At 71.5% G+C, this 24,384-nt stretch carries 24 protein-coding genes and 1 pseudogene; 13 read left to right on the top strand and 12 right to left on the bottom strand.

All coding sequences use genetic code 11. The features are described from left to right. Positions 1-349 precede the first annotated feature (349 nt). Positions 350-988, top strand: a complete 639-nt coding sequence (locus V4Y04_RS03945; protein WP_443079944.1) for a DUF6214 family protein — start codon at positions 350-352, stop codon at positions 986-988. On the opposite strand, the gene V4Y04_RS03940 is transcribed toward V4Y04_RS03945, so the two are convergent. Further along, positions 977-1,636 (bottom strand): DUF305 domain-containing protein, encoded by a 660-nt coding sequence (locus V4Y04_RS03940; protein WP_332425883.1) that lies wholly within the window; start codon positions 1,634-1,636, stop codon positions 977-979. The two genes, V4Y04_RS03945 and V4Y04_RS03940, sit on opposite strands and share 12 nt — an antisense overlap. Before the next feature lie 190 nt (positions 1,637-1,826). Here V4Y04_RS03940 and V4Y04_RS03935 point away from each other — a divergent pair, with 190 nt between their 5' ends. Next, a complete protein-coding gene (locus V4Y04_RS03935) occupies positions 1,827-3,329 on the top strand; it encodes an LVIVD repeat-containing protein (RefSeq protein WP_332425881.1) in 1,503 nt (500 codons plus the stop codon). Here the strand turns inward: V4Y04_RS03935 and V4Y04_RS03930 are convergent. The 5 genes from V4Y04_RS03930 to V4Y04_RS03910 all read right to left on the bottom strand — a co-directional run bounded on the left by V4Y04_RS03930 (position 3,317) and on the right by V4Y04_RS03910 (position 6,954). Then, positions 3,317-4,132, bottom strand: a complete 816-nt coding sequence (locus V4Y04_RS03930; protein WP_332425879.1) for a TetR/AcrR family transcriptional regulator — start codon at positions 4,130-4,132, stop codon at positions 3,317-3,319. The genes V4Y04_RS03935 and V4Y04_RS03930 overlap by 13 nt on opposite strands. Positions 4,133-4,171: 39 nt before the next feature. After that, positions 4,172-4,357 carry a hypothetical protein gene (locus tag V4Y04_RS03925; protein WP_332425877.1) on the bottom strand — a complete coding sequence of 62 codons (186 nt, stop codon included), beginning with the start codon at positions 4,355-4,357 and terminating at the stop codon, positions 4,172-4,174. Further along, positions 4,338-5,024 carry a phosphatase PAP2 family protein gene (locus V4Y04_RS03920; protein WP_332425875.1) on the bottom strand — a complete coding sequence of 229 codons (687 nt, stop codon included), beginning with the start codon at positions 5,022-5,024 and terminating at the stop codon, positions 4,338-4,340. The genes V4Y04_RS03925 and V4Y04_RS03920 overlap by 20 nt, the downstream gene beginning before the upstream one ends. 320 nt (positions 5,025-5,344) lie before the next feature. Beyond that, the gene (locus V4Y04_RS03915) at positions 5,345-6,283 is read right to left on the bottom strand and encodes a M56 family metallopeptidase (protein ID WP_332425873.1); all 939 of its coding nucleotides are present in this window, start codon (positions 6,281-6,283) and stop codon (positions 5,345-5,347) included. A gap of 101 nt (positions 6,284-6,384) precedes the next feature. Then, positions 6,385-6,954, bottom strand: coding sequence for a DUF5134 domain-containing protein (locus V4Y04_RS03910; RefSeq protein WP_332425871.1), 570 nt, complete (start codon positions 6,952-6,954; stop codon positions 6,385-6,387). 180 nt (positions 6,955-7,134) lie between these two features. Here V4Y04_RS03910 and V4Y04_RS03905 point away from each other — a divergent pair, with 180 nt between their 5' ends. Together V4Y04_RS03905 and V4Y04_RS03900 are read left to right on the top strand one after the other, a co-directional pair. Beyond that, on the top strand, positions 7,135-8,946 hold the full coding sequence (locus V4Y04_RS03905; RefSeq protein ID WP_332425869.1) for an FUSC family protein: 1,812 nt from the start codon (positions 7,135-7,137) through the stop codon (positions 8,944-8,946). Next, entirely contained in the window at positions 8,943-9,584 is a 642-nt protein-coding gene (locus V4Y04_RS03900) for a MarR family winged helix-turn-helix transcriptional regulator (RefSeq protein ID WP_332425867.1), read from the top strand. Before V4Y04_RS03905 ends, V4Y04_RS03900 begins: the two co-directional genes overlap by 4 nt. 35 nt (positions 9,585-9,619) lie before the next feature. Here the strand turns inward: V4Y04_RS03900 and V4Y04_RS03895 are convergent, their stop codons facing one another. Further along, a complete protein-coding gene (locus tag V4Y04_RS03895) occupies positions 9,620-10,021 on the bottom strand; it encodes a VOC family protein (protein ID WP_332425865.1) in 402 nt (133 codons plus the stop codon). 169 nt (positions 10,022-10,190) lie between these two features. Here V4Y04_RS03895 and V4Y04_RS03890 point away from each other — a divergent pair, with 169 nt between their 5' ends. Further along, complete coding sequence (locus tag V4Y04_RS03890; RefSeq protein ID WP_332425863.1) at positions 10,191-10,733, top strand: GNAT family N-acetyltransferase; 543 nt, start codon at positions 10,191-10,193, stop codon at positions 10,731-10,733. Between the two features lie 60 nt (positions 10,734-10,793). On the opposite strand, the gene V4Y04_RS03885 is transcribed toward V4Y04_RS03890, so the two are convergent. Then, a complete protein-coding gene (locus V4Y04_RS03885; RefSeq protein ID WP_332425861.1) occupies positions 10,794-11,477 on the bottom strand; it encodes a glycerophosphodiester phosphodiesterase in 684 nt (227 codons plus the stop codon). A gap of 252 nt (positions 11,478-11,729) precedes the next feature. On the opposite strand from V4Y04_RS03885, the gene V4Y04_RS03880 reads away from it, so the two are divergent. The 4 genes from V4Y04_RS03880 (at position 11,730) to V4Y04_RS03865 (ending at position 16,024) form a co-directional block, all read left to right on the top strand. Next, on the top strand, positions 11,730-13,127 hold the full coding sequence (locus tag V4Y04_RS03880; protein ID WP_332425859.1) for a DUF6421 family protein: 1,398 nt from the start codon (positions 11,730-11,732) through the stop codon (positions 13,125-13,127). A 38-nt stretch (positions 13,128-13,165) separates the two neighbouring features. Next, positions 13,166-13,912 carry an SDR family NAD(P)-dependent oxidoreductase gene (locus V4Y04_RS03875; RefSeq protein WP_332432699.1) on the top strand — a complete coding sequence of 249 codons (747 nt, stop codon included), beginning with the start codon at positions 13,166-13,168 and terminating at the stop codon, positions 13,910-13,912. Continuing rightward, positions 13,909-14,979, top strand: a complete 1,071-nt coding sequence (locus V4Y04_RS03870) for a threonine aldolase family protein (protein ID WP_332425858.1) — start codon at positions 13,909-13,911, stop codon at positions 14,977-14,979. Before V4Y04_RS03875 ends, V4Y04_RS03870 begins: the two co-directional genes overlap by 4 nt. A gap of 454 nt (positions 14,980-15,433) precedes the next feature. Continuing rightward, a complete protein-coding gene (locus V4Y04_RS03865) occupies positions 15,434-16,024 on the top strand; it encodes a transglutaminase domain-containing protein (protein ID WP_332425857.1) in 591 nt (196 codons plus the stop codon). Between the two features lie 19 nt (positions 16,025-16,043). Here V4Y04_RS03865 and V4Y04_RS03860 read toward each other — a convergent pair whose 3' ends face one another. Both V4Y04_RS03860 and V4Y04_RS03855 read right to left on the bottom strand, forming a co-directional pair. Further along, positions 16,044-16,772, bottom strand: a complete 729-nt coding sequence (locus tag V4Y04_RS03860) for a lysophospholipid acyltransferase family protein (RefSeq protein ID WP_332425856.1) — start codon at positions 16,770-16,772, stop codon at positions 16,044-16,046. 189 nt (positions 16,773-16,961) lie between these two features. Next, entirely contained in the window at positions 16,962-17,372 is a 411-nt protein-coding gene (locus V4Y04_RS03855) for a DUF4395 domain-containing protein (protein WP_332432698.1), read from the bottom strand. Between the two features lie 105 nt (positions 17,373-17,477). Between V4Y04_RS03855 and V4Y04_RS03850 the strand changes: the two are divergent. The 3 genes and pseudogenes from V4Y04_RS03850 to V4Y04_RS03840 all read left to right on the top strand — a co-directional run bounded on the left by V4Y04_RS03850 (position 17,478) and on the right by V4Y04_RS03840 (position 19,961). After that, positions 17,478-17,866 (top strand): annotated as a pseudogene (locus tag V4Y04_RS03850) (TlpA family protein disulfide reductase). A gap of 288 nt (positions 17,867-18,154) precedes the next feature. Continuing rightward, entirely contained in the window at positions 18,155-18,943 is a 789-nt protein-coding gene (locus tag V4Y04_RS03845) for an electron transfer flavoprotein subunit beta/FixA family protein (protein WP_332425852.1), read from the top strand. 55 nt (positions 18,944-18,998) lie between these two features. Beyond that, on the top strand, positions 18,999-19,961 hold the full coding sequence (locus tag V4Y04_RS03840) for an electron transfer flavoprotein subunit alpha/FixB family protein (protein ID WP_332425850.1): 963 nt from the start codon (positions 18,999-19,001) through the stop codon (positions 19,959-19,961). Positions 19,962-20,067: 106 nt separating this feature from the next. Here V4Y04_RS03840 and V4Y04_RS03835 read toward each other — a convergent pair whose 3' ends face one another. Beyond that, positions 20,068-21,033, bottom strand: a complete 966-nt coding sequence (locus V4Y04_RS03835) for an endonuclease/exonuclease/phosphatase family protein (protein WP_332425849.1) — start codon at positions 21,031-21,033, stop codon at positions 20,068-20,070. Between the two features lie 294 nt (positions 21,034-21,327). On the opposite strand from V4Y04_RS03835, the gene V4Y04_RS03830 reads away from it, so the two are divergent. Continuing rightward, on the top strand, positions 21,328-22,632 hold the full coding sequence (locus V4Y04_RS03830) for a DUF6986 family protein (protein ID WP_332425848.1): 1,305 nt from the start codon (positions 21,328-21,330) through the stop codon (positions 22,630-22,632). Between the two features lie 502 nt (positions 22,633-23,134). On the opposite strand, the gene V4Y04_RS03825 is transcribed toward V4Y04_RS03830, so the two are convergent. Next, positions 23,135-24,184, bottom strand: coding sequence for a LacI family DNA-binding transcriptional regulator (locus V4Y04_RS03825; RefSeq protein WP_332425846.1), 1,050 nt, complete (start codon positions 24,182-24,184; stop codon positions 23,135-23,137). Positions 24,185-24,384 lie beyond the last annotated feature (200 nt).

Below are 24,384 nucleotides of genomic sequence, written 5' to 3'. Positions count from 1 at the left end.
CTCGCGGAGGAAGGCCCCGGGCGTGTCGGCCCCGCTCCCTCCCCGGCTTCCGGCACGGTGGTGGCGGTCGGCGTCCCGCGCGACGACGCGATCGCCCCCGGCGTGAGCGCGGGTGTCGGGTGCCGGACGAGCCGCGATGGCGACGGGGCGGCCCGGGCGCCTTCACCTCCGACGGGTCGGGGCGCGGGGGATTTTCACGGCGGCCATGGCATCCGCTGCGCTGACAGGGTGCCGTCCGCCGACCGGAGTGCGTGTTCGTTCGTACGGAAAGTGATCACGTGATTACGTGGCGCGCGTGCTCGATGAATCTTTTCTCCATTTCTCCGATCGCTCTCCGGCGGACGGGGCGGTGTCCGTGTGGCCCGCCTGGGAGGTGCGGGAGGGTGAGCACGCGACGCGCTGGTTCCATGTGCGGCTCCTCTTCGCCGACGGGGCCGGTGTCGAGGCGCTCGCCCTGGTGTCCGGGCTCTGTGTCTGCGTCGAGGACGTACGGGCCCGGCCCGCGCTGTCACTGGAGGACCTGGCGCTCTTCGCCGACTGGATCGAGGAGCCGCTCGCACGTGCGTGCGGCGCCGAGGGCGGGCCGGGCCGGGGCGACGGGACGGCCGGCGACGGGCCGGGCACCGGGGGCCGGAGCGCCATGTGTGCCCCGGGCCCCGGCCGTGAGCCGGCTGTCGAGAGCGGGCCGGTGGCCGACGGTGAACCGCTCCCCGACGAGGGACCGGCCTCCGAGGGCGGCTCCGCCGTCCGAGCCCGGCCGCCCGGCGCGGGAGAACGTCAAAGCCGTGCGGTCCGGCCGCGGGAGCCCGTGGGGAGACGCCTCGTGGCGCGGGAGTACCGCGCGGCCCAGGAGGAGGGCGCCGACCCGGTCCTCGCCGTGATGTGCGCGACCGGATACAGCCGGCGCGGAGCGCTCAGGGTCATCGGGCGGGCGCGTGACGCGGGTCTGCTGACTCCGCGTCACGTCCGGCGGACGTCAGGGCAGTGAGCGCATCCGGGTGATCTCGCTCGTCTGCTGGGCGACCACGTCGTCGGCCATCTCCTCGATCCGAATGTTGTTGCCCTGCGCCTTCACCTCCGTGGCCATGGTGATCGCCCCCTCGTGATGGGTGATCATCAGTGTGAGGAAGAGCTGGTCGAAGGCTTTCCCCTCGGCCGCGCGCAGGTTCTTGAGCTGGGCCGGGGTCGCCATGCCGGGCATCGTCGCGTGGTCGTGCCCGTCGGCCTTCCCGGACTTGCCGTGCGTCGTCAGCCAGCCCTCCATCATCTTGATCTCCGGCTGCTGGGACGCGGCGATCCGCTCGGCCAGCTTGACGATCTTCGTCGACTCGGCGCGGTCCGGGACGAGTTCGGTCATCTCCAGGGCCTGGGAGTGGTGCTCGATCATCATGCGGGTGTAGGAGACGTCCGCGGAGTTGGGGGAGTCGTCCTCGACGCGCTGCTCCGCCGCCTCCTCGGCGGACAGGGTCCGGTTCGGTCCTCCGGGCTCGCCCGGCGCGATCACCGAAGGGCCGCTCGCGGAGGCCGGCCCGGCGTCGTCCGTATCGGAGTCGCAGCCCGTGAGTCCGAGTACGGCCAGGGCGACGGCCAGCCCGGTCGCGACGGCGGACGCGCGTGACGCACGGCGGTGGAACACGGGACCTCCTGTGGAAGGCGGTTGGCATGACACCTCGTGAGTGCTGACGACTGTCCTAGCACGCTTCCGCGCGGCAGTGATCAAAAAACTTCGTTGCGAGTGTGTTGCCCACTGTTGATATGAGCATGCCCAGGACCATACTGCCGAAGCAGAACCCGTTCCGAGCCGAACGGAACAAGGGAGGAAAACAGTGATCCTGTTGAATGTTCCCCGAACCCGGCGCAGACGACTGGGAGTTGCCGCAGCGGCCGGCGGACTGCTCGCCGCGCTCCTGACCGCCGCGCCGGCCGCTGCGACCCCCGACCCCGGGGACGCGCCGCCCGCCTCGAAGGAGATATCGAAGAGCGCGCAGGCCGAGGCACGTGAGGCCATCGCCGCGGGCGAGATACCCGCCCAGGACGAGGTCGTCCACTCCGACAACATCCGCCACGTCGCCCACGTACCCAAGGACGCGCTGCCCGGCACCAATTCGGACCTGGCCTTCCAGGGCCGGTACGCCTTCGCCGGAAACTACGACGGCTTCACCATCTACGACATCGGCAACCCGAAGTCACCGAAGACGGTGTCACAGGTACTGTGTCCCGGATCCCAGAACGACATCTCCGTCTCCGGTGATCTGCTCTTCCTCTCCACCGACTCCTCGCGCAGCGACAGCAGTTGCAACAGCACCACACAGCCGGTGACCGAGAAGTCCTCGTGGGAGGGCATGAAGGTCTTCGACATCAGCGACAAGCGCAACCCGCGCTACGTCGCCGCCGTCGAGACCGCCTGCGGCTCGCACACCCACACGCTGGTCCCCGAGGGCAAGAACGTCTACGTCTACGTCTCCTCGTACTCGCCGAACGCCGCCTACCCCGACTGTCAGCCGCCGCACGACGGCATCTCCGTCATCAAGGTGCCGCGCAAGGCCCCGCACAAGGCGGCCGTGGTCGGATTCCCGGTGCTGTTCCCCGGTGAGGGCCCCGACGGCGGCGGCAACCCGGGCGGGCCCACCAACCCGGGTGTCTCCAAGACCACGGGCTGCCACGACATCACGGTGCTGCCCTCCAAGGACCTGGCCGCCGGTGCCTGCATGGGCGACGGCATCCTGTTCTCCATCAAGAACCCCGAGCGCCCCAAGGTGATCGACCGGGTGCAGGACAACGTCAACTTCGCCTTCTGGCACTCCGCGACCTTCAACCAGAAGGCCAGCAAGATCGTCTTCACCGACGAGCTGGGCGGCGGCGGCGCCGCCACCTGCAACGCGGAGATCGGACCGGACCGCGGGGCGAACGGCATCTACGACGTCGTGGGCAAGGGGGACAGGAGCAAGCTCGTCTTCCGCAGCTACTACAAGATCCCGCGTCACCAGGCCGACACCGAGAACTGCGTCGCCCACAACGGCTCACTGATCCCGGTCAAGGGCAAGGACCTCATGGTCCAGGCCTGGTACCAGGGCGGGGTCTCCGTCTGGGACTTCACCAACTCCTCGAAGCCGAAGGAGATCGCCTACTTCGAGCGGGGTCCGCTGAGCACCGACCGGCTCGTCACCGGCGGTTCGTGGTCGGCGTACTACTACAACGGCTACATCTACTCGAACGACATCGCCAAGGGCTTCGACGTCCTGAAGATCGAGGACCGGCGCACGGACCCGGCTCGCTGGGTCAAGATGCGTGAGCTCAACGTGCAGACGCAGCCGGACTACTTCGACTGAGCGTCCGGCTCGGGCCGACGGGCAGGCGCCGGAGACTCCGGTGCCGCCCCGGTCGCGAAGAACCGCGACACATCCGTCCGGTCCGGCGCGTCCGTGCCGCCCGTACCTTCCGAGCCGGCCGTTCCACTCGAGCGGTTCGATCCGCCCGGCCGTTCCGTGTCGCCCGAGCGGCCGGACGGCCGGCTCGCACCCGTCCCGCCGGGCACCTCGGTGTCCGGCGGGACACCCAGTTCCCGGTCGAGCCGGTACCGCTTGAACAACTCCTCGCGCAGCACCGCGACGGGCATCGGCACACCCGGCACCAGGGCCGAGTACACGGCGCCCATCAGCAGGGCGCGCAGCATCGGATAGTCACTGTCGACCCGCGTCGAGCCGTACCGGGCGACGGTGTCGCTCAGCAGTTCCGCCAGACGCCGCTGCTCGGGGCAGGGCAGGAAACCCTCGGCCTGCAACAGCCCGGCCATGTGCTGGCGCATCAGTACGGGCTGCTCCCGGGCCAGGCCCAGGATCGCGTCGATGGCCCGCGCCATCCGCTCCTGCCCGTCGTCGGTTCGTGGTTCGCGCTCCAGCGCCTCGTCGAGCGTCCGATGCATCAAGCGGTGCACGGCGGACTGCACCAGCTGGCGTTTCCCCGGGAAGTAGTACGACACCAGGCCCCGCGCGGAACCCGCGCGGTCGGCGATGTCGCCGAGCGTCGTCGCCTCGTAGCCGCGCTCGCTCACCAGCTCGACGGCGGCCTGGAGAAGCCGCTCCTTCGAACGCCTCCGCAACTCTTCATTGACCGAGGCGCTGCGCGGGGACATGCTGGACTCCTGCGTTGACTGGCCGACAGCCAACTATACTCAGCGCATCCGGTCGGGCCCCGCGTGGGTCCATTCCGGGCTGCCGTCCTCCTCGGGCGGCGCGGGGGATCGCCCGAGGAGAGCGGCGCCGTCGTCGGCGCGGGCCCGCTCGTCCAGGAGGCCGGTGCTTCGGACCGGCGGGACGCCGGGTGCCGGGCCCCCGCGGTCAAGGGTGCCGGTGCCCATGAATCCGTACCGCCAGGGCCACGGTCACGATGCCGAGGAGCCAGCCGCCGAGCACGTCCGTGGGCCAGTGGACGCCGAGCCAGACGCGGGTGAGGCCGACGCCGGTGACCGAGAGCGCCGCCAGAGCCACGGCCCAGCCCCACAGGGCCCGGCCCGCACCGTGCCGGCGCAGCAGCCAGAGCAGGAGGCCGAAGGTGAGGGCGGCGGTCATGGCGTGACCCGAAGGGAACGCCGCGTAGTGGGCCGTGTCCACCGGGTCCGGCCACACAGGGCGGGCGCGGCCCACCGCCGCTTTCAGGACCTGCTGCACCATGGCCCCCACGGCGCACGTCACCACCAGCCACACCGCGGTCCACCGGGCCGCGTACCGGTACCACAGCAGCAGTGCGACCGCCCCGCACAGCAGGCGCATGCTCCATGGGTCCCAGACCCAGTCCGTCAGGATGCGGGCCGTCCGCGTCAGCCCCGGTTCGTCGACCGCCCAGCGGTGTACGGCCGAGGCGATGTCACGGTCCAGACCGGTCAGCGGACGCCACTTCGCGGCGACCAGGATCAGCAGAAGGGCCGAGCACACGGCCAGAACGCCGAGGAGAGCGGTGGACGGACGGTGCTCCGGTGGGCGGGGCGGTGCCTCGGGGACGACGGGAGAGGTGTGGGGGGAGGGCATACAGCGATACTCTCCGACCTCTGGGGCTCGGAGCCAGTCCCCTCGCCCGCCGTCGGCCCGGTGAGCCCGCAGGCCCGTCTCCTCCCGCCCCGGCGCCTGCGCGCCCGTGGCCCCGCCGTGGCCCAGGGGCCTCGGGTGCCCGGCCCGATCCGAACGAAAGGCCCTGGTGCCCTGAGTCGGAAGTTCTTCGGCAGATCATCGGCTGCCTTTCATCCGCGGAATCCGACGGCACCCACGAACGCCGCCGGTCGCAGCTTCTCCCGGCAGCCGTTGACGCATCGAGCATCCGGCAGTAACCACCCAGGAATCTCCGGCTCAGGTCACTGGCCCAGCGCTCTCAGCCCCGGTACGAACGCCACCAGCACCGGGATCACCGGCACCAGCGACGCCACGGCCGTCAGCCGCAGCCGGTGCCACGCCGGCAGCCGGTTCGGGGGAGTCAGCAGCCGGTGCACCCGGGCCGGGACCTGACCCTGCGGGGACGGGCAGGGACCGAACACCCCCCGGTGTTCATTGAGCTCGACCAGCGCCAGGGCGGTGGTGAGCCGGCCGAAGCGGCGGGAGGCGGTGTCGTCGGCGGCGAGTTCGACCAGCCGGTACATCTCGTCGCGGAACGCGGCGAACACCGGCACCTGTGGAAAGCCGTCGGCGAGCGCGGAGGAACAGTGCTGCAGCCAGTCGTGCCGGGCCTGCGCGTGCCCCCGCTCGTGCGCGAGGACGGCGTCCAGCCGACGGCCCTTCAGCCGGCGCAGCGCGGCCGTGGTGACGATCAGCCGGGGCGGGGCGCCGGGCAGCCACCACGCGTCGGGGTGCTCGCCCTCCAGGACCACCAGCCGGCCGGCACCGGGTTCCTCGCCGGGCAGCAGCGGCGCCCGCACCAGAAGCCCGGCCCGGCGGGTCCGTCGCCGGGCACGGGCCCGGAGGACCTCGCGGACCAGCATCGCCGCGGTCCACAGCCCACCGCACGCCAGCGCGACCGCGGTGGTCGCCGCCACGGGCCCGGCCGTGCCCAGGGCGTAGGCCTCCACGACGCCGCGCGGTGCCGTCGCGAACACGGGACGGCCGACCGCGTCCGAGGCGGCGGCCGCGCTGAACGTCATCGACAGGGCGCAGCACAGCAGAACCGCCGCGACCACGCACTGCCACACCCACAGCGCCACCACCGGCTCGCGGTCCGCCCAGTCGGCCCGCGCCAGCAACCGGGGGCCGGCGACGGCGATCAGGACGCCGAGCAGCAGCAGTGCCGCGGGGAGCATCATGCGTTCAGCCTATGAGCGCGTACCACCCCCGGGTACGGCCCACCGGGGCAAAGTGACGTAGGCAACGGTCCCGTCCATCGGCCGGCCGACGACCGTCCGCCTCACATCGTCAACAGCATCGCCACCATGGCGATGCCCATGGACAGCCGGCACGCCCGCGCCAGCTCCGGCCGGTCGCCCCAGCCCGAGGCCCCGTCGGCCCCTGGTGCCGGGTTCCCTGCCACGGCGGCCACCGGCACCAGGCGTACGCCTGTGACCAGCACGTATCCGGTGAAGTAGAGCAGCAGGACGCCGGTCAGCAGGGGTATGCCCGAGCTCCCGTGCGGGTGTCCCTGCCCCGCTCCGGGGGAGACGGCCATCGCCACCGCCATGTAGACCATGGCCCCGGCGCCCAGCGGATGGTGCAGATGACGGGTGCCCGCGCGGGCCGCCCACAGGGCGTGCAGCCCCGCCGTGCCGAACACCACCGCGTAGACGGGCCACGCCCACGAGGGCGGTGTGAAGGCCGCCGCCGGTACGGCCATCGCCGCCATGCCGAAGCCCATCAGCGCCTCGCCGCCCGCGGTACGGCGCTGTTCCTCGACGCTGCTGCGCATCCGCAGCAGGCAGTAGGCGCCGGTCGCCGCGCAGAGCGCGACCAGCAGCCAGCCGGACGCCGCCGGTCCGTGCACGTGAACCTCCCCCTGGGGCCGCCCTCGCCGCCCGGGTGGCCCCGCTCCCCGGTCGGTCAAGGCATGCCCGCGCGCGAAGGCGTGCACGCGAGCGCACGGGGGTACACAGGGGGCATTCGGGGGAGCATCGCAGGTCGCGGAGATATTTTACGAGTAAAAGATCTGGTAGTCTTGGACGTCATGAGCAGTGCGCCCCCCCATCCCACCCCCACCCCTGAGGCAGAGCCGGCGCGGAAGCCCCGGCGGTTCCCGCTGGCCGGCGTACTGCGTGTCGGGCGTCCCTCCAACATCTGGTTCAAGCCCGCCTTCAGCGTGGTGGCCGCGGTCGCACCTCCCAGCCTGATCCTGGTCGCCCTCGGCCGGCTCGACCTCGCGGTCTACACCATGGCCGGTTCCCTGTGCGCCCTCTACGCCCACAACCGTCCGTACGCCGCCCGCGCCAAGGCGCTCGTGGGAGTGGTGCTCGGCATGGTCGGGGGCCTCGCCATCGCCCTGGTCGCCGCCTCGCTCACCAGTAACGCCGTGATCCTGGTCGGCATCGGCGCCCTGCTGGCCGCCGTGCAGAAGGTGCTGTGCGACGTCACGCGCATCGGTCCGCCCGGCAACGTGATCCTCACCTTCGTCAGCTCCGCCTCGCTGTTCGTTCCCCAGACGCTCGGACAGGTCCCCGGCCATGTCGCACTGGCCGCGGTGGCCGGGGCCTGGGCCTGGCTGGTCGGCATGGCGCCCGCCCTGGTCCGGCCGCACGGCCCCGAACGCCGCGCCACCGCCGACGCCCTGAACGCCACCGCCGCGTACATCGATACCGGCGGCACCGGCGACGGCCACGCGCGGGCCCGTGCCTCCGCCTACGCCGCCGTGCAGGCCGCCTGGCAGTGTCTGCTCCTCACCGGGACCCGCTCCGTCACCACCCGCCGGGCCCTCGAACGGCTGGTCGTCCGCGCCGAGATCGCGCTCGCCGCGCCGGCCGACGCAGACCCCGCGCGGCTGCGTGCCCAGGCCGGTGAGCTGCGCGGCACAGGCCGTGTCCCGGGCGCCGACGACCCCTGCTCGGAGGCCGACGAACTCCTCGGTACGGCCGCCGAGCGTGCCGTCCCCCACCGCTCGCTGTGGTCCCGGCTGGGACCGCTCACCCCCATAGCCGTACGCACCGTCCTCGGCTGCGGCCTCGCCGGATACGCCTCCCTCGCCCTCGGAGTCGGGCGGCCCTACTGGGCCCTGACCACAGCCGCCGCGCTCTACCAGGCCAACATCACCCTCACCTGGAGCAGGACCGTGCAGCGGGTCGTCGGCAACCTCGTCGGCGTGCTGCTCTTCGCGGCCGTCGCCCCGATCGCCAACCTCGGACCGCTCGCCCTCGTCCTGTGCTGCCTCCTGTTCAACTTCGGCGCCGAGGCGCTCATCGGCCGCAACTACTGGCTCGGCAGCGTCTGTGTCACCCCGCTGGCCCTGCTCGTCACCGAGTTCCCCGGCTACCAGGAGACCGGCTCCCTGGTGGCCGACCGGGTGGTGGACACCCTGGTCGGCGCACTGGTCGGCTTCGGCGCGGCCCTGATCGTCACCAACCGGCGGGCGGGCAACCGCGTCGCGACGGCGCTCACCACGGCGGGCCTCCGGCGCGAACACGCGGCCCGGCTCCTGGCCGACCCGCGGGCCGACCCCACCGCCCTGGAGGCCGCCCGGCGCGGCCTGGCCGCCGCCCTCGTCGATCTGCGGGCCACCGCCGACGCGGCCGCGGGCGAATGGTGGCTTCGCACACTGCCGCAGGAGCAGGTCGTGCTCGCCGAGCAGGCGGGACACCGTACGCTCGCGACGATGGTGCGGCGCCAGGGCCTGGCGGCCGGCTCCGGTGCGGAGACGAAGCAGAGCGCGGGCACCGGCACGAACCCGGACGCGGGTCCGGGCGCAGGATCGGGCACGAGTCCGGGCACCGGCAGCGGTGAGGGCACGAACGACGACACGGGCGACGACACGGAGGACGTACGGCCATGAGAGCGACCAAAGGCCCACCGGTCGGCGGAGGACGTCCCGTCGAAGGGAGCCACCGGGCCGGCGGGGGACCCCCGGAGGACGAGGCTCTCCCGGCCGGCGCGGGAGCGCTCACCGGCGAAGGCGTACCGGTGTCCGGCCAGGACACCGTCGCAGAGGTGGTCCGGCAGTGGCGGGCGGTGTACCCCGGTCTCGACACCGGGCCCATGGAGATCATCGGGCGCATCAACCGCTGCGCCGCCCTGCTTCAGCAGGCCGAGGAGGCCCCGCTCGGCCGGGCCGGACTGACCCGTCCCGAGTTCGACCTGCTCGGCGCGCTGCGCCGCACCGGTCGCGAACTGACCCCCGGGGAACTGGCGCGCGAGACCTTCTCCTCGGGTGCCGCCGTCACTAAGCGCCTCAAACAGCTCACCGCGCGCGGTCTGGCGGAGCGCCGCAGCGACCCCCGCGACCGTCGAGTGGCCCGGGTCCGCCTGACCGACGCCGGGCGGGACGTGGTCGACGGGGTCATGCCCGCACAGCTCGCCTACGAGAGCGCCGTGCTGTCCGGCCTGGACGGACCGACGCTCGGCGAGCTGGCCCCGTTGCTCGCCGAGCTGCTGGGCCGGCTGGAAGGACGCCTGGGCGCCCCGCGGACGTGACGGACCCCGGCCTGCCGGGATACCCGTACGCGGTCTCAGATTCCCGGCCGGTACCGCAGCGGATGATCGGCCGGGATCTCCACGAGGACGATCGGCGTGCCGTCCGGGTCGGCGATCCACATCTCGATCAGGCCCCACGGCTCTTTCACGGGCGGCCGGACGATCTCGACGCCCTTGCCCTTCAGCTCCTCGTGGGCTGCCGCCACGTCCGCGATCTGGAGCCACAGCCTCGTCGCGGGGTCCGCCGTGTCCGCCGGGGTGTCGGACCGGCCGGACAGCTCCAGGAAACCGCCGCCGAGGAAGTAGACCGTGCCGCGCTCCGGGCCGGTGGCGAACTCGCGGTACACCGCGAGGCCCAGGTGTTCGCCGTAGAAGACGCGGGAGCGCTCGGGATCGGTGGGGCGGAGAAGGATCCGGCTGCCCAGTACATGCACCATGCGGCCGAGCGTAGCGGCCGGGATAACCTCGTCCGTGGCCGAGCCACGCCGACAACCGGCACAGCCGATGCGTTTACGGGCTGCGGGCTGCGGGCCCGCGGTCTGCGGACGACCCGAGCGAAAAACCCGAGCGAAGAAGCGAAGAAGCGAAGAAGTGGAGAAGTGCCCCATGGAATCCGTCACCGAGAGCGTGTTCACCTTCCGTGACGCCACCGACGCCGATGTGGACGGCCTCGTCGAGCTGATCGAGTCGGCGTACCGGGGCGACTCCAGCAGGGCCGGGTGGACCACCGAGGCCGACATCCTCCAGGGGCAGCGGACCGACCCGGAAGGCGTGCGGGAGGTCGTCACGTCGCCGGACAGCAGGCTGCTGACGGTGGAGCGCGAGGGCCGGATCGTCGCCTGCTGTCAGCTCGAGCACCGCGGGGACCACGCCTACTTCGGCATGTTCGCGGTCAGCCCCGGGCTCCAGGGCGCCGGGCTCGGAAAGGCGATCATCGCTCACGCCGAGCGGCAGGCGCGGGACACCTGGGGCGCGCGAGAGATGCACATGACCGTGATCACGGCGCGCGAGGACCTGATCGCCTGGTACGAGCGGCGCGGTTACCGCCGTACGGGCAGCACGACTCCCTTCCCGTACGGCGATGAGCGGTTCGGCATTCCGCTCCGCGCCGACCTGCGGTTCGAGCTGCTGGTCAAGGAACTGTCCTGACGGCCGAACGCACGGTCCCGGCCGCCGTCGCCATGGCCCCGGGCGGAGCCGGCCCGGCCGTCACGCGGTGAAGCGGCCGGTGCGTTTGATCTCCGGGTAGTCGGTGGTCGCGCCGTCGAGCCCGAGGGCCCGGACCAGTCTGAGGTGGTCCTGAGTGTTCACCACCCAGCCGATGATCCGCAGGTCCGCCTTGCGGGCCTGCTCGACGATCTCCAGGGTGAGGCGGCGGACGTTCAGGCAGACGGTCGACGCGCCGGCGCCGACCGTCCGCTCCACGATCTCCGTGCCGTAGCGGCTCGCGATGAGCGCGGTGCGTACCCCGGGCACCAGACGGGCGATCTCGGCGATCGCGTCGTCGTGGAACGAGGACACCTCGATCCGGTCCGTCAGATCCCGCCGGTTCATCACCTCGGCCAGGGCCTTGGCCGCCTGCACGTCCTTGATCTCGGCCTGCAGCGGTGTGTGGACGGCGTCCAGCACCTCCTCGAAGACGGGGACGCGCTCGCCGCGTCCGGCGTCCAGGGCGCGCAGTTCGGCGACGGTCCGGTCGGCGATCGGGCCCGTGCCGTCCGTCGTGCGGTCCAGGTCCGTGTCGTGCATGACGACGAGCGCGCCGTCCTTGCTCAGATGCAGATCGAGTTCGATGACGTCGAGACCGGCCTCCTGGGCGGCGACGAAGGAACGGAGGGTGTTCTCGGGCTCGACGCCCATGACTCCGCGGTGACCGATGGTGAGGAAGTTCAAGATACGACTCGCTTCCGTCGACGGCGACGCGGGACCGCGTCCCTGCGGCCCTCCTGGACCGTATCGCCTGTGCCCGCCCCGTCCAGATGCTGAACATCGAAGTCGAGGAGTATCACCCAGTCGCGTGATGGACAGGAAAAAATGCGGTGACGGCCGGGGTGTCGCAGGATAATTTGCGGAGGTGTCCCTTGCTGGGAGAAACCTCGTATGTATACGGTCGGCGTACGCAGTTTCTTCGCTGGAGGATGGGAAATGACGGAAATTCTTGCGCAGGTGGGTACGGAGGGGCGCGTTCCTTCGGCGGCCAGGGTGGTTGAGCACCCGGCGTGGCCCGTGCTCAAGGATGCCGTGGAGCGGATCAGGCCCTGGCAGGCGAAGGACGGATCGATCGACCTCGACGCCGAGGGAGCCCCGGCCCGCGCCGAGGCCGGACTCGAGGTGCGCCGGGTGCTCGACGCACTCGACGAGCTGTCCCCGCTGCTCCCGCACGACCGTGCCTACCACGAGGCTCTGGCGAAGGACCTGACCCGCTGGGCCGAGGGCGGCTTCGAGGTACCCGACTTCCTGGACTCCCTGCTGGCCTTCCACCCGGCCGCGCACCGCGAGGACGGCCTCCAGCACCTGGTCGTCTTCCCGATGTACACGCAGAACGGCAACCCGGACCGCAACCTCGAGGCGGTCGTGCTGCGCATGGTCTGGCCCGACTGGCTGGCCGAGCTGGAGCGCACCCGCTACGACAACCCGCTGTTCTGCGGCATCTCGTTCGAGGACTTCACCGCGGGCTACGACACCAACTCCGCGGTGCTCTTCCCCGAGACCATCGCCGTGCGCGAGGCTCCCGAGCGGTTCACCTGGGGCGGAATCTTCTGCGACCGTGAGGCCGCCCGCTTCCGCCGGGTGTCCACCGCCGCCGTCGACCTCCTCGGCCTCGAACTGCCCGACGACGTCGCCGCCCTGGTGCACGACCAGAAGCGCTCCGAAGAGGCGTTCGTCCTGTGGGACATGGTGCACGACCGCACCCACAGCCACGGCGACCTGCCCTTCGACCCGTTCATGATCAAGCAACGCCAGCCGTTCTGGATGTACGGCCTGGAGGAGCTGCGCTGCGACCTCACCGCCTTCAAGGAGGCCGTGAAGCTCGCCGGCGAGGGCGTCCCGCAGGCACGTGACGTACAGGTCGCGGTGCTGTTCGACCGCATGTTCCGCTTCCCGGTCACCGGCGAGCGGGTCCGCAACTACGACGGCCTCGGCGGCCAGCTGCTCTTCGCCTACCTGCACAAGCACGACGTCGTCCGCTGGACCGACAACAAGCTCACCATCGACTGGGAGCGCGCCCCGCAGGTCACCAACCAGCTGTGCGCCGAGATCGAGACGCTGTACCGCGACGGCATCGACCGCCCCAAGCTCGTCCACTGGTTCGCCGGGTACGAGCTGGTCTCCCGCTATCTCTCCCCGCACCCGGGATCCAAGTGGGCCAAGGGCCCCGACGCCCTGGACCTGACGCAGCCGCCGCGGAAACTCGTCGATGACGTGCTTCCGGACGAGTTTCCGCTGAGCATGTTCTATGAGGCACTGTCCAAGAAGCTGAAGAACGTGATCGCCTCGACCCGGGGCATCACGTCGGACAGCGCCGAGCGGATCGCCGCGTGAGCGATCTCGTTCACACCACTGTTCAGGAGGCGAGGACCATGGGGAACGGGGCGCTCGAAGGTGCGGTGATCGCAGTGGCCGGCGCGGGAGGGCCCGCGGGTCGGGCGACACTGCTCAGGCTGGCCGAGGCGGGGGCGATCGTCGTCGGCTCCGACAACGATCCGGAGCGGCTGGCGGAGGCCGTGGACGCGGCGCGCTACGCGCACGGCGGCGCCACCGTCACCGGTGACACGGTCGACCTGCTCGACCCGGACTCCACCCGTGCGTGGGCCGCGCGCACCGAGAAGGAGTTCGGCCGGGTCGACGGCCTGGTCCATCTCGTCGGCGGCTGGCGCGGCAGCGAGACCTTCACCAAGACCAGCGTGGACGACTGGGACCTGCTGGAGCTGCTCCTGGTCCGCACCGTGCTGCACACCTCCCTCGCCTTCCACGAGGGGCTGCAGCGCAGCGACCGTGGCCGGTACGTCCTGATCAGCGCGGCCGGCGCCAGCAAGCCCACCGCGGGCAACGCCGCCTACGCCGCCGCCAAGGCTGCCGCCGAGGCGTGGACGCTGGCCATGGGCGACTACTTCCGCAAGTCGGGGGGCGAGCAGGGGCCGACATCGGCGGCTGTGATCCTGGTGGTGAAGGCGTTGGTGCACGACGCGATGCGCGCGGACCGCCCCAACGCGAAGTTCGCGGGCTTCACGGACGTCAAGGATCTCGCCGAAGCGATCGCCGGCGTCTGGGACAGGCCCGCCGCGGAGTTGAACGGAAATCGTCTGTGGCTGACCGAGAAGCCGTGAACCCACCCCGGACCGACGCACGCCGCCATCACGACCCGGACGTCCGCGGTTTCGCCAGCGACAACTATGCCGGGGCCCACCCGGAGGTGCTCGCCGCCCTGGCCCTGGCCAACGGCGGGCATCAGGTCGCGTACGGCGAGGACGCGTACACGGAGAACCTCCAGCAGGTGATCCGCAGCCACTTCGGGCCCACCGCCGAGGCCTTCCCGGTCTTCAACGGCACCGGAGCCAACGTCGTCGCGCTCCAGGCGGTCACCGACCGCTGGGGCGCCGTGATCTGCGCCGAGAGCGCGCACATCAACGTCGACGAGGGCGGGGCGCCGGAGCGCGTCGGCGGGATCAAGCTCCTCACCGTGCCCACCCCCGACGGCAAGCTCACCCCCGAGCTGATCGACCGGCAGGCGTACGGCTGGGAGGACGAGCACCGCGCGATGCCACAGGTGGTGTCCATCGCCCAGGCCACCGAACTGGGCACGGTGTACACGCCGGACGAGATGCGCGCCCTCTGCGAGCACGCGCACGCCCACGGGATGAAGGTGCACGTCGACGGCTCCCGGCTGGCCAACGCCGCCGCCGCCCTGGACGTGCCGATGCGTACCTTCACCGACGCGGCCGGCGTCGACCTGCTCTCCCTGGGCGGCACCAAGAACGGCGCACTGTTCGGCGAGGCGGTCGTGGTGCTGAACCAGGACGCCGTCAGCCACATGAAGCACTTGCGCAAGCTGTCGATGCAGCTCGCGTCCAAGATGCGCTTCGTCTCGGTGCAACTGGAGGCCCTGCTCGCGCGGGACCTGTGGCTGCGCAACGCCCGGCACGCCAACGAGATGGCCCAGCGCCTCGCCGAGGGCGTGCGCGCCGTGCATGGTGTGGAGATCCTCCACCCGGTGCAGGCCAACGCCGTCTTCGCCCGCCTGCCGCACGCCGTGACCGAGCGCCTGCAGAAGCGCTTCCGCTTCTACTTCTGGGACGAGGCCACGGGCGACGTCCGCTGGATGTGTGCCTTCGACACCACCGAGGACGACGTGGACACGTTCGTGGCGGCCCTCAAGGAGGAGATGGCCCGCTAGGGCGTTTTCGAAAGTCCCGCCTGCTCCGCGGCGTCCGGCACGCACTCCCCCAAGCTCTTCGAGCAGGGGGGACCCCCAGCCGCGTTGCCGGGGTCGCCCGCGTACGCCCGGTACGCGGTCGACCCTCCGCCTTGCGGTCGCACGCTCCCCCAAGCTCTCGGCTCCGCTCGAGCAGGGGGGGACCCCCATGACGCCGCGGGGCCCGCCCTCCGGGCGGCCGGCGCTACGTTCGAAATACGCCCTGGAAGCGTCCTGAAGATCTTGACATCACACCCGTCCCGCGCCGGTTCATGCCGATTGGCGTTGACTGGCAATCCGGCGTGAACCGGGCGGCCTGAGCAAGATCTTCAGCGGCCTTCCAACGGCCGTCGCGCAGCCGAAGTCATTGCATAGGTATACACCTGACCGGAAATGTATTGATCTTCGGTCGGGTGTATACCTATGCTTCGGCGGTATGCGAATCATCCAGGAAACCCCGGACCTCTCGGCCTATCTGGCTGCCGATGAGGCGATCGACCACTGTCATGAGCTGGTTCGTGAGACGGCCGCCAGGCTCGCGGCCGGAGTGGCCGACTCGTATGAGTATGCGCGGGCAGCCTTCGAGTTCGTGCGCGACACCATCCCGCACTCGCAGGACTCCGGCGACCCTCGCGTCACCTGGCGTGCCTCCGACGTCCTGGAGCGGCGCACCGGGATCTGCTATGCCAAAGCCCACGCGCTGGCCGCGCTGCTGCGGGCCGAGGACATTCCGACCGCGCTGTGCTATCAGAATCTCGGGGTGGTGCACGGTCTGGTCGCCGTGCGGTTCCACGGTGCCTGGCACCGGCAGGACCCCCGGGGCAACAAGCCGGGGGTCGACGCCCGCTTCTCCCTGGACGGGGAGCGACTGGCCTTCACGCCCGATCCGGCCGCCGGTGAGAGGGACCATCCGCTTCTGTACGCCGCACCGCATCCCGTCGTGCTGAACGTGCTCAAGGCCGCGCGGGACCGCCCGCACCTGTGGCGGACGCTTCCCACCGGGCTGCCGGAGCACGCCGGATCATGACACGCACGCCGGCGGCGGCTCAGCGCGCCTCGGCCTCGCGGACCTGCTCCGGGGTCGGCGCCGCGCCACCGAGGTGGGCCGGCATCCACCAGGTGTCGTCCGGGCCCTTGGGGCGTACCGGGTAGGCGCGCTGAGCGGCCTCCAGCAATTCCTGCACCCGTCCCCGGAGCTGCCGGGTGATCGCGCCCGCGTACTTGTCCTTGGACGCCTCGACCGCCTCGCCGACGCGCATGGTGATCGGGGTGTGGCTGCGCTTGAAGTTGCGGGGGTGTCCCTTGGTCCACAGCCGCTGGGTGCCCCACACCGCCATCGGAATCAGGGGCACGCCCGCCTCCTGCGCCATGCGCGCGGCACCCGACTTGAAGCTCTTCAGCGTGAAGGACTGGGAGATCGTGGCCTCAGGGAAGACACCCACGATCTCGCCCGACCGCAGCGAGGCGAGCGCGTGCGCGTACGCCGCGTCGCCCTGGTCGCGGTCCACGGGGATGTGCTGCATCCCGCGCATCAGCGGACCCGAGATCTTGTGCCGGAACACGGCGTCCTTCGCCATGAAGCGCACGAGCCGCTTCTGCGGCAGCGCCGCGAGGCCGTTGAAGACGAAGTCCAGGTAGCTGATGTGGTTGCTGACCAGTACGGCGCCGCCCGTACGCGGGATGTTCTCCGAACCCCGGCAGTCGATCTTGAGGTCCCACGCCTTGAACAGAGTCTGGGCGAAACCGATCACGGGACGGTAGACGAGTTCTGCCATGGGTGCGGTGGAACCCTTCCTGCTCTGCCTGGGAAGGGGGACTCCCAGTCGAAGTTACGCAGCCGTAGGTTTACGGCTTGTCGCTGATGGTGCCCCAAGAACGACCGCCGAACCAGCCCTGGTGCCTGCCTGCGGCGAGATTCTCGTCACGTCCACTCCCCTGATCCACCTCGGGCTTTTGCGTCGCTGTTACCCCACGTGCGCCGTCGTCCGTCGCAGGAGCAGGCGCATCTCGCACCCCGGGCGGTAAGCGAACACGGCGCCGTGGAAGGCTGCCGCGAGCGTGGCGCAGGTCACGGCGAGGCCCGGCCGACCGGGCCCGAGGGTGAAGCCGGCGAGCCGGACGCCGGCGAAGACCGGCCTCACCGCCTGCGTGAACCGCGGCGGCTCGGGAGCCTCGAAGTCCGTCGCCGGTCCGACCCGGGGCCGCTGGGCATGCCGGAACAGCCGGCCGTACGGTGAGCGGCCGGCCCCGCCCGTCGTGCCGCGGGTGAACGCCGGCGTCTGCCCGGCCGGCGGCCGCACGTCTCCGGTGACCGGCACGACGGCCGGCACCACGATCGTCATGGCGGCCCCGAAGCGGGGCCCTCTCGCGTCGATGTCCGTGGAGCGGGCATTCCGTACGGGAGCCCGTGCGGGCGCCGGGAATCTTTGCGGTCCCGTGGACGCTTCGACGGATGGCGACCGGACTCACGGTGTGTGCCGGTGCTCGCGGCGGCGAGCACCTTCGGAGTGCCGTACAACGGCGGCGGAGCGGGAGAGCACGGGTGCGAGGGCGGGACGACGGCAAGCGGCTGAGGGGCACGGAACTCGGGGCGGACCTCGGCGAACGAGCCACCCTCGTCCAGTTCTCCAGCGCGTTCTGCGCGCCCTGCCGGGCGACCAGGCGGGTGCTCGGCGAGGTGGTCGGCCTGATTCCCGGTGTGGCCCACGTGGAGATCGACGCCGAGGCCCACCTGGACCTCGTGCGTCGGCTGGACATCCTGAAGACTCCCACCGTGCTGGTCCTCGACGCCGACGGCACCATCGTCCGGCGCGCCACCGGCCAGCCGCGCAAGGCCGATGTGATCGCCGCGCTCGGCGAGGCCGTATGACGGGGCGGGCCGCCCTCTCCTCCTTCACCCTTCACCGGCGGGGACGTTTCCACGTCCCGCGTGACCGGCCCCGGGGCGACCGCTGCTGCATGCCGGTCGAGTTCCGGTTACGCTGCGTTGCGAAGGTCACAGTTCGAAGCGCTTGCTCAGCGGGAATGAACTAGGTGTACTGGCGAGTAATATTTTGCTCGGAACCGTGGATCGCCCCGATCGGGAACGGCCGTTTGAGGCGCCTATGCTGCCTGAAGGCAGGCAGCCAGAAATGACGATTGCAGTAGGAGAGCCGGCGTGAGCTTGAGGATCGTTGTCACAGTGAAGTACGTGCCCGACGCCACTGGCGACAGGCACTTCGCCGATGACCTGACCGTCGACCGCGACGATGTGGACGGTCTGCTCTCCGAGCTGGACGAGTACGCGGTCGAGCAGGCGCTGCAGATCTCGGAGAACTCCGACGACGACGTGGAGATCACCGTCCTGACGGTGGGCCCCGAGGACGCCAAGGACGCGCTGCGCAAGGCGCTGTCCATGGGCGCCGACAAGGCGATCCACGTCGAGGACGACGACCTGCACGGTACCGATGCCATCGGTACCTCCCTGGTCCTGGCCAAGGCCGTCGAGAAGGCCGGCTACGACCTGATCATCTCCGGCATGGCCTCCACCGACGGCGTTATGGGTGTCGTGCCGGCGCTGCTCGCGGAGCGCCTGGGCGTGCCGCAGGTGACGCTCCTGTCGGAGGTCTCGGTCGAGGACGGCACGGTCAAGGGCCGCCGTGACGGCGACGCCGCCTCCGAGCAGCTCGAGGCGCCCCTGCCGGCGGTCGTGTCGGTCACCGACCAGTCGGGCGAGGCGCGTTACCCGTCCTTCAAGGGCATCATGGCGGCGAAGAAGAAGCCGGTTCAGTCCTGGGACCTGTCCGACCTCGACCTCGAGGCGGAGGAGGTCGGCCTCCAGGGCGCCTACACCGTGGTCGACTCCGCGACCGAGCGCCCGGCCCGCACCGCGGGCACGATCGTCAAGGACGAGGGCGAGGGCGGCAAGCAGCTCGCCGAGTTCCTCGCGGGCCAGAAGTTCATCTGAGCCCCGGATTCGCCGACCGCCCCTCACATCTCGCAAGCAGGAGAGAAGAAGTCCCATGGCTGAAGTTCTCGTCTACGTCGACCACGCGGACGGCGCCGTCCGCAAGCCGACCCTGGAGCTGTTGACGCTGGCCCGCCGCATCGGCGAGCCGGTCGCCGTCGCGCTGGGCAACGGCGCCGCCGGCACCGCCGCCGCCCTGGCCGAGCACGGCGCGGTGAAGGTCCTGACCCACGAGGCCGCCGAGTACGCCGACTACCTGGTCGTACCGAAGGTGGACGCCCTCCAGGCCGCCCACGAGGCCGTCTCCCCGGCCGCCGTTCTCATCCCCTCCTCCGCCGAGGGCAAGGAGATCGCCGCCCGTCTGGCGCTGCGCCTGGGCTCCGGCGTCATCATCGACGCCGTCGACCTCGAGGCCGGCGACGAGGGCCCGGTGGCCACGCAGTCGGTGTTCGCCGCCGCCTACACCACCAAGTCCCGTGTCTCCAAGGGCACCCCGGTCATCACGGTCAAGCCGAACTCGGCCGCCGTGGAGACCGCCCCGGCCGCCGGCGCGGTCGAGGCCCTGTCCGTGTCGTTCTCCGAGCAGGCGAGGGGCACCAAGGTCACCGGCCGCACCCCGCGCGAGTCGACCGGCCGCCCCGAGCTGACCGAGGCCGCGATCGTGGTCTCCGGTGGCCGTGGCGTCAACGGCGCGGAGAACTTCGCGGTCATCGAGGCGCTCGCCGACTCCCTCGGCGCGGCCGTGGGCGCCTCGCGTGCCGCGGTCGACGCCGGCTGGTACCCGCACACCAGCCAGGTCGGCCAGACCGGCAAGAGCGTCTCCCCGCAGCTGTACATCGCCTCCGGCATCTCCGGGGCGATCCAGCACCGCGCGGGCATGCAGACCTCGAAGACGATCGTGGCGGTCAACAAGGACGCCGAGGCTCCGATCTTCGACCTGGTCGACTACGGCGTCGTCGGCGACCTGTTCGACGTCGTCCCGCAGCTCACCGAGGAGATCAAGACCCGCAAGGGCTGATCCCCTCAGGGCCGTACGGGCCCGGGGCCCCCACGACCGCGTCCGGCGCGGTCGTGGGGGCCTTCGCCCGTCCCGGAACGGGCGCTCGCCCCGGCCGCCCCGGCCGTCACAGGGTGAGCGACGCCTGCACCGGCAGGTGGTCGCTCGGGAACCGGCCTTCCGGGGCGTAGGTGTTGACCGAAGCGCGGTGCACCGTGAGGTCGGGCGTGGCCAGGACCCAGTCGATACGGGCACCGCCCGGCACCAGCGGCCCGTAGCCGTGGAACGTCCCGTACGCCTCGCCCCGCTCGGCCGCCGCGTCCCAGGTGTCGACGAGACCGGCGCCCAGCACCGTGTCGTACACCGGGTTCCCGTGGGCGGCGACGTTGAAGTCCCCCGTCACGATCACGGGCAGGGAGCGGGCCAGCCCGGTGACGCGCTCGGCGACCAGGGCAGCGGCCCGCTCGCGCGCGTACTGGCTCGCGTTGTCCAGATGGGTATTGAGCACGTAGAACTCCCGGTCACCGGCGCGCAGATCGCAAAAGCGGACCCAGGTGACCATGCGGATGTGGGCGTTGCCCCAGGTGTTCGAGGCGATCAGGTACGGCGTGTCGGAGAGCCAGAAGTGGTCGTACTCCAGGGGGGCGAGCCGGCGGGTGTCGTAGAGGATTCCCATGAACTCGTCGCGGCTGCCGCCCGCCCGGCCGGTGCCGATCCAGTCGTAGGACGGCCCCAGATCCGCCCCGATGTCGCGCAGTTGCTGGTGGAGGCCCTCCTGGGTGCCGATGACATGCGGCTGCTCGCGGCGCAGCAGCCGGCGCATCACGGGTCTGCGGGCGGCCCAGCTGTGGGGCTCCGCGGTACTGGCGAAGCGCAGGTTGAACGACATGACCTCGAGCGGCCCGCCCTGGCGGTTCTGGCCTTCCCGGCCTTCCCGGCCTTCCCGGCCTTCCCGGCCTTCCCGGCCTTCCCGGCCTTCCCGGGCCGAGGCGGGCCCGGGAGGCAGTGCCGTACTGGAGAGCGGAAGGGCAACGGAGGCGGCGAGCGCGGTCTTCAGTCCCAGGCGGCGCGTGACGCGGCTGTGGTTCGGCACAGGAGCTCCTTAGCTGGTGCTGCGCGGCGGTGTCCGGGAGAGCCGGGCGTACGTCGGTGTGCGGGTGGCGCGAGGTGGTGCGGTGCCGGGCGGTGCGTGGTTCCGTGTCAGACGGTGCCATATGGACGTGGGCATGCCGAGAGGGCGGAGAGGGCCGGGATGCGGGAGGGGGCCGAGGCGATGTTGCCCGGCGCGAAGGCCGCCCGATAGCTTCGTTCAACAGATTGTTGATTCCGTGTCGCGGGAAGTACGGAGCGGGCGTGTCCCGGGGCGTGAAGAATCTGGAGGGCGCGGATGAGCCAGGGCCGGCGGGAACAGGTGGCCACGAGTATCGCGGATGCCGTCGGCGCGGAGATCGGCGCCTTCCTGGCGCCGGTCGACGCCGAGCTGGAGCGCCGCTACCCCGGAGACCCCGGCACCCGTCAGCCCGTCCACACCGTCTACGTCCCCGGCGACGCCTTCACCGCAGGCACTCTCCGCTCCTGGGGCGACCAGGCCCTGGCCGCTCTCGACGAACACGCTCCGGACGCCGCCTCGTTCGCCGCCGTCCTCGGGCTGGACCCCGCGCTGGCCGAGGCGGTGTACGGCCGCGTCCGCGCCAAGCTGGAGCGCGAACCCGTGGAGGACCTGCGCGTCGACTTCGAGGACGGCTACGGCAACCGCCCCGACGCCGAGGAGGACGAGGCCGCCGCCCGCGCCGCGCGGCTGGTCGCCGAGGCGTACCGGGACGGCACGGCGGCCCCGTACACGGGTATCCGGATGAAGTGCCTGGAGGCCGCGGTGCGAGACCGGGGCATCCGCACCCTCGACATCTTCCTCACCGGCCTGGCCGAGGCCGGCCCGCTGCCCGCAGGACTGGTGCTGACGCTGCCCAAGGTCACCTCCCCCGAGCAGATCACCGCCATGGTGCGGCTCCTCGGGGCATTCGAGGGGGCGCGCGGCCTGGAACCCGGCCGGCTCGGCTTCGAGATCCAGATCGAGACCAGCCAGGCCGTTCTCGCCGCCGACGGCACCGCCACCGTCGCCCGGATGATCCAGGCCGCCGAAGGGCGTGCCACAGGGCTGCACTACGGCACCTTCGACTACAGCGCCTGTCTCGGCATCTCCGCCGCACACCAGGCCGGTGACCATCCGGCCGCCGACCATGCCAAGGCCGTCATGCAGGTCGCCGCCGCGGGCACCGGCGTACGCGTCTCGGACGGCTCCACCAACGTCCTGCCCGTCGGCCCGACCGAGCAGGTCCACGCCGCCTGGAGACTGCACCACGGCCTCACCCGCCGGGCCCTGGCCCGCGCCTACTACCAGGGCTGGGACATGCACCCCGGGCATCTGCCCACCCGCTACGCGGCCGTCTTCGCCTTCTACCGCGAGAGTTTCGAACAGGCCGCCGCCCGGCTCGCCCGGTACGCCGCCCGGACCGCCGGCGACGTCATGGACGAGCCCGCCACCGCCAAGGCCCTCGCCGGCCACCTGCTGCGCGGCCTGGACTGCGGCGCCCTGGACCATGCCGAGGTGGCACGGGCGACCGGTCTGACCCGCGCCGACCTGGAGGGCTTCGCGTCCCCGCGCCGCGGTGGCCCGACGGCCTCCGCGCCGTAGCCGGCCACCTCTGCGGAACAGTCGTGCGGGAACCGCCTTCCACAATGCTCCAGGGCGACCGGCGCGTTCGCGTCGTCCACGTGAGGGGCGGCGGCAACGCCGGGCCGGCGCCCGGACTTCCCGTCCGCCGGGGCGTACGCACCGCTCCGGACCCGACGCCGTCACCGGACGTTCCTCGGCGGACACTCCGGTGCCCCGCGCGCGGAGCGCCGGATCGGCGCGGGCCCTGCCGGTCCATCTTGTAACGCAGTCGGCCGGGAGGGGCCCGGTCCTCGTGGACCAGGTGGTCCAGCGGCAGCAGCCGGTCCCCGGCCGGCAGCCCGGACTCCCGCGGACACGCACCCGGGGATACCGCAATGGATGCTCGCGCGGCGCCTCGGCCAGGCCCAGCGCCCGCAGCGTACGGCCCGCGCCCTCCGCGCGGTGTACGCGGTCACTCGAGCAGCGGGGGCGGTCGCCTGCGCGGCGCGCCCTCCGTTCGGATCCTCGGGAACACGGGCGCTCAGTCCGCCGGGGGCAGCTCGCCCGAGCCGCGCGTGATCAACTTGGTCGGCAGCTCGATCCGCTCGGGGGCGAGCAGGGTGCCGTCCAGCTGACGGAAGAGGCGTTCGGCGGCGGTCCGGCCGAGGGCCGCGGAATCCTGGGCGACGACCGTGAGCCCCGGCCGGAGCAGATCGGCGAGCTCGATGTCGTCGAAGCCGACGAGCGCCACAGGGCGGGACCGCTCGCTCAGGACCCGGATCACGGTGACCGTCACCCGGTTGTTGCCCGTGAAGACAGCCGTGACCGGATCCGGGCGGGACAGCATCTCCTCGGTGGCCCGGCGCACCCGCTCGGGGTCGGTGACCCCCAGGGACATCCAGGCGTCCTCCACCGGTATGCCCGCGTCCTCCATGGCGGCGCGATAGCCGCGCAGCCGTTCGGACGCGGTGTGGATACCGGGCATGTCACCGATGAAACCGATCCTGCGGTGCCCGTGGGCGATGAGGTGGGCCACGCCGTCACGGGCACCGCCGTAGTTGTCCGACACGACGACGTCGGCGTCTATCCGGCCCGCCGGCCGGTCCACGAAGACCGTGGCGACGCCCGCCCTCAGCTCCGGCTCGAGATACCGGTGGTCGTCACCGGCCGGAATCACCACCAGGCCGTCCACCCGGCGGGCGCACAGCGCCAGCACCAGCTCCTGCTCGCGGTCGGCGTCCTCCGCGCTGGAACCGTTGATCAGCAGCGCGCCGTGTGCGCGGGCGACCTCCTCGACCGCCCGGCTCAGCGGACCGTAGAACGGGTCCGCGAGATCCTCCAGCACCAGGCCGACACTGGCGGTACGGCCCTTGCGCAGTACCCGCGCGCTGTCGTTGCGGCGGAAACCGAGGGCCTCGATGGACTCCTGCACCCGGCGCTCCGTCTCCGGCGTGACCCCGGGTTCGCCGTTGACCACCCGCGAGACCGTCTTCAGGCCGACTCCGGCACGGGCCGCCACGTCCTTCATGGTCGGACGGTTGCCGTAACGGGACCCTGAGAGGCGATGGGCGCGGTGGGATGTCTCCGGCACGGTGCGGTGTCCTGTTCTGTCGACCACGGGCTGTGTGGATCCATGGGGTTGTATGAGGATGTGGCGTCGAGCATAGAGCCTGGACAACGTTGTCAGGCTCAGGGACACTGTCCACCGCACATCCTGGCCCGCGAACGATCGCGAGACCGGGGTGCGGCTCGCCCCGTGTGTCGGTTCATGGCCGCGCATGGGCTGTTTCA

Source organism: Streptomyces sp. P9-A2 (genome assembly GCF_036634175.1).
Taxonomy (GTDB): domain Bacteria; phylum Actinomycetota; class Actinomycetes; order Streptomycetales; family Streptomycetaceae; genus Streptomyces; species Streptomyces pratens.
This window is presented reverse-complemented; position numbering and strand designations above follow the sequence as displayed.